This is a genomic window from Antrihabitans spumae (assembly GCF_043944905.1).
Taxonomy (GTDB): Bacteria; Actinomycetota; Actinomycetes; order Mycobacteriales; family Mycobacteriaceae; genus Antrihabitans; species Antrihabitans spumae.
Genome location: NZ_JBIMSN010000040.1, coordinates 1 through 4817, shown reverse-complemented (window position 1 = coordinate 4817; position 4817 = coordinate 1). Strand labels below are relative to the sequence as shown.

5 protein-coding genes are annotated in these 4817 nt (G+C 61.7%); all 5 read right to left on the bottom strand.

Features of this window, described 5'->3' with window-relative positions; translation table 11 throughout:
• Positions 1 to 278: 278 nt before the first annotated feature.
• Complete coding sequence (locus tag ACHIRB_RS09780) at positions 279 to 761, bottom strand: hypothetical protein (RefSeq protein WP_395126666.1); 483 nt, start codon at positions 759 to 761, stop codon at positions 279 to 281.
• 125 nt (positions 762 to 886) lie between these two features.
• Positions 887 to 1906, bottom strand: a complete 1020-nt coding sequence (locus tag ACHIRB_RS09775) for a hypothetical protein (protein ID WP_395126665.1) — start codon at positions 1904 to 1906, stop codon at positions 887 to 889.
• Between the two features lie 233 nt (positions 1907 to 2139).
• Complete coding sequence (locus tag ACHIRB_RS09770; protein WP_395126664.1) at positions 2140 to 3540, bottom strand: AlbA family DNA-binding domain-containing protein; 1401 nt, start codon at positions 3538 to 3540, stop codon at positions 2140 to 2142.
• Positions 3541 to 3846: 306 nt separating this feature from the next.
• Positions 3847 to 4458: a hypothetical protein gene (locus tag ACHIRB_RS09765; protein WP_395126663.1), complete on the bottom strand. Its 612-nt coding sequence runs from the start codon at positions 4456 to 4458 to the stop codon at positions 3847 to 3849.
• A gap of 23 nt (positions 4459 to 4481) precedes the next feature.
• On the bottom strand, positions 4482 to 4817 hold a 336-nt coding region (locus tag ACHIRB_RS09760; RefSeq protein ID WP_395127679.1), incomplete at its 5' end, for a transposase.

Below are 4817 nucleotides of genomic sequence, written 5' to 3'. Positions count from 1 at the left end.
TGACCTCAATCAGAATTCGGCTCTAGAACGATGTGGTCCGACTATCGGGGACCTGCCATGATGTCGTCAGCGTCGGGCACCGGCTCGCCAACTTCGTCGTGCGAGTGGCTCGAACTTCTCCTGCCGCGCAGGCTGGCCTCGATGGAGTTGAGAAACTCCGTCCCCTGGGGCCGACATACGTCCCACTCGCTACCGACGACCCCAAGGCCTGGCTGTCGCTCAACGGTGCGACAGTGACGCGTCTCAGGCAAGTCCTCGATCCCACGCTCCATGCAGCCTCACTCGACGCGCTCGATGACCTTGTCGCATCGCCAGAATGGATTGCCGCAGTGGGTGACAGAGCGGAGAACTTCCACCGATGGCGCAAAGAACACGAGTACGTTACCGGAGTCGACGCCGAATCCGGCAACGCGCGAGACATCTACGACGCGATGAACCAACACATCGGTCGTGCTGTCGGCGGGTACGGCCGCCGGCACAAGATCAGCGACGGCCTGACGGCAAAAAACACAGATGCAGCCGGAGAAGGCCTCCGACGGATCGCGCAGACTCTCGACATCATCCTGACCAACACCGTTGACGTCGTGCTCCCAAAACAGCACAACGGATTCACGGTCAAAATCGATGATCCCAACCGGATCGGCACGCGCCGAATCCAGCGCCCGAAAGGGAGCGCGAGCGCGAGCTGATTGTTTGCCCGGCCCGGCCCGGGCCGCCCGCCATGTCCAGTCGCCCTGAATACGCCGGAATCGAACACGCAAGGTTCCCGCAATGTTGGTAGCACAGTTGTCTCACACGCGATTTGGGCTAGCGTTTCAAGTCCCGGCGCCGTGCCCACCTGCACAGCTTCCCTCCGACCGAAGAACGATATATCTGGACTTGGCGACTAAGGTCTCGACACCGAAATCCCGACGGCCCTGAGAACAGGCTCTAGTTCGGGGTGAAGCCTTACTCGCTCATCGACGTCGACTCGTTTCAGGCGCTGGATTAGTTGATCACGACCCATTCGCCGGCTTGGACGGCCGCCAGAATCATTGAGTCCCATGGACTCTTCCAAACTACCTGGGATCCACAGCAACTGGGCGTTACCACCGGCGGCGTTTATCCGATCGACGAGCTCTTGAACCTCACTACCTGAACGATATCCGGCCTGATCTTCCTCGAGGATTGCGGAAAACGGCGCAGCTTCCCCGGCTACCTGCAGTACCGCATCGATCATGCGTGCCATGTTGCCGGGGCCGGCAGTAGCCACCAGCCGAACTGGCTGCACGGCATTCCGGACATCGCGCAAACACTCGAAAACCATTGCGTCGAACCGCCCTTCGACGAAGACTGTGCTTGATTCGGGTCCGACCGTTGTCCCGAGGCGCACACTGCTCAGAAGGTCATTCAGGGGCACGTAGGGGGTGCCGGATTCGGCCGCCGCGCGCAGCTTCCAGCGAATCGCTGTCGCGATATCGACCTGGTCTTCGACCACGAGCACCACATCAGTGCCGTCGAAAAGCACTATGTTCTGCTCTTTTCCCGCGACCAAAGCGTCTACCGCGTCGTCGCTGTAACCGCTCATGCTGAAGAACAGGCCGATAGTCCCTGTGAGTTTGCCTTCGACCTTGCCTTTGAACTGATAGAGGCTTGATGCCGGATGGACTGCGGTGGTCCATTTCGCTTCGAACAGGTATGTCCGCCCGTCTAACCAGATCGAACCGTCGATCTCCTCTCCTCGAGGTCGATAGTTCGATCGCGGAGCGAGATAAGCTTCGGTGAACATCCCGAAGAGCGCTGCTTCGAGCTCCCGGCCCCGATTTGCCTTCTCTTCCTTCGTCGCGCTCGACGAAAGCGTCCGAGCAGCACCGAACCACGTCCGCCAGCCGCCAGCGGCCGCTACTGCCTCGCTCGCCTTACTCATGGCCGGCACCGCACAACGTCGATCCCCGACGCCGGGTCTGTCGATGCGAACTCACCGCTCAATTCTCTCCGCGATTCGCAGAACGGACATCACCGGGGCCCATCTGGGCCGCCAACTGCGGCCAATACGACCAGATCGAATATGTAGGGTTAGCAGTAGAACACTACGTATTCTCAAATTGCTTGTCTCACAATTGATTTGGACAGATTGTCTTCTCAGACCACAGGATGACGCTAGCGGGAGGCGACGTTCGACGCTGTATCGATGTTGACGTGTTCGGCCGCCCAGGCCGGAGCGCCGTCGTTTCTCAGGCGAGGCCCGAAGTGCTCGACGGTCACCCATCCGTCGTAAGCGAACAGGCGGGGTTCGTCGATGCCGAACTCCGCAAGGATGTCGGTAGCGAGGAGGTATGCCGCGGTCGCGGTAGTGCGGTGGTTGGCCCCGTCGCTAATGCCGACGGTAGCCGACGCGATCGTGGTCTTTTGGAGCATGTCCGCCAAGTCTGGAACACCGTGTGTGGCCGGGTAGGTACCGTGCCGGTTGCAGCTGGCCAGCCCCCCGAGCGGGGAACTTTCAGCCCCAGCAGGCGTCCCGATTTCCGGCTTGGCTCGCACCTCGAGGTCGCCGCTGGCGCCCGTGTTAATCGCGTGGTCGACGGCGTAACTCAGGGCCGTGAACAAGGCCCATTCGACCTCGTCGGTGCTGCCCCAAACGCCATTGCGACCACCGGCATGGGACAGCGGGGTTCTCATGTCGACATCGCTGTGCGGGTCGAGCTTTGTGATGGACTGCGTGACGTGGGCGCTACCGTCGTGTCCCAGGCGCAGTGCAGCCCCGGAGAACCAGATCACGGTTTGCCCGATCGCTGGCCGTACCTGGCGTTCGAGCCCGTTCAGGCCTAGGTGAAAGTTGCTGCCCGGTATATCGCAGTTTGCGGCCCAGCTGAGCGCGAATCCGACTTCTGCGGTTCGGGCAGACACACCCGGTGCACGCGTGCCCGGGACGGTTGGCGCGACGGCAATCGACACCCAGTGCTGCGGTGACCAGCGACCGCGGGAGTGCTCGTCCATGAGGGCATCCACCGATGCGGCGACATCGGCGTGCGCCGCAAATCGGTTGCGGTACATCGCCGCGACCTGGTCCTCCTTGAGCCACGCTGTTGTCGTCATCTGGCGCATCGGGAACGCCAACGTCGTCGCAGTTGGGCTTTCGGGCATGACGGCGTGCGGGGCATCGTAGCTACGTCCGACGACGATCACCATGAAGTGGTTGCCGGAGCCGGCATCGATCGCCGTGACGGTGAGGTCGGGAATGAAGGGTCGGATTCGGCGCTGCCGAGCCTCGCTGACCATTCCAATCAGCGCGTCGACGCTGTCGGCAAACGGTGTTGCCGCCGTGGCCCGGCTGTGCTCGTCCTCCTCGACGCCGAGAATGACAACGCCGCCGGCGTTGTTCGCCATGCCGGCGATGTCTTTCGCGATCTCGTCGCTGCTGCCCCGCTTGTACGGGTCGCGTTTCCAGTCGAGCTGCTCACTCTCCGGCGCGCGCCGCTGAATGGCTCGCTCGATCGCGGCAACGTCGATCTGGTCGACGGGAACTCCGAAGACATCGCGCAGACGAGGGAACACGGCCATCCGACCATTCTTGCTGATCGACGCGCACTCGCTGGCCGCGGCTGACCTTCGATCAACTCGATCTGCGACTGAATGCCCAACTGGATCGAGACGAAATCGGTCTCGATACATCTTGGTCAGCCGCACGACCCGCGATCGCGAGCGAATACGACGGAATCGAATACGCAGGGTTACCAGTAAGTGTCTGCGTATCGCATCGGATGAATCAATCCGGTCGACAGGCGCATCGCGATTAGCGTTACCGGGATGATGTCGGCCAACTGAGGCGAATGTCGCGCCGGCTGAAGGAAATCTGCGGCTTCGTTCTTAGACGAACACATTCTGCAGGGCGGCGGATGCTTCGCTGGCGATCGCTGTTCCGGCTGACTGGCCAAGAGCCCCAGCAACATCGGTCAAAACCCGCCAAAATTTGTCGCGTAAGCGCTCGGTGCTCGGTTCCGGCAAGTCGGCCTCGGCACGCAAATCGTCGGCCGCCTCCCGTGCCCGAGCGGCTGCGTCTGCAGATACGCCGGGAGACACGGCAGCAGAGTCGAGATTATCGGCGAGCTGTCGCGCAGCTTGAGTCTGCACTGCGAGGTTCGACTTCTGTGTCGCACCGGGACTGTTTGATGCGAAGTTTCCGACCGTGCTGTTCGAGATCGTGATGTTGGTACCTTGCGGATGAGCTGGTTCGTCCCAGTCGTTCACCGACCGCTCCGTTTCGACATATTTGACACCTTTCGGTGTGCACTGCGGGCGAAGCAACGTTCCGCCCCAGGTCGGCGTACCTGACAGAAACCCGTTCGTGTGAAGCCACTCCATTGCCTGAGCCGCCTCGTCGTCGGTGATCGGTGCGTCCTGCCACCCAACGTCTTGAGTTACTCGCGCTCCGGTCAGATTCTCCCGGAATTGTCCGCCGTCGATCGTCTGGTCGTACACGAACTTAAGGAGGCTCTTGTGCTCTAACCGTGGGTCTTTCGGCCGGGTAGTTGGGGTCGGGCTCCGCCGAGGCTGAGCATGGCGAGGGCGATGAGGGCGTCGGGGCTGTGGAATCCGAAGCCGCGTCGGGTGATCAACCGGATCTTGGTGTTGACCGACTCGACGCGGCCGTTGGACATGTTGTGCTCGATCGAGGCCAGGATCTGAGGACGGTGTTTGACGATCGTCTTCTGCAACGCCACGAACGCCGGGATCCGGCAGCGACGCGCCCAGCTGATCCACCCATCGAGTGCAGCGACAGCCTGCTCATGCGGCAACGTGAACACCAACCGCAACGCCTCCTTGAGCAGGTACGCGCG

Coding starts and splice junctions, on each gene's coding strand:
- ACHIRB_RS09775 (WP_395126665.1), bottom strand. CDS start 1,906: ATGAGTAAGGCGAGCGAGGCAGTAGCGGCCGCTGGCGGCTGGCGGACG.
- ACHIRB_RS09770 (WP_395126664.1), bottom strand. CDS start 3,540: ATGGCCGTGTTCCCTCGTCTGCGCGATGTCTTCGGAGTTCCCGTCGAC.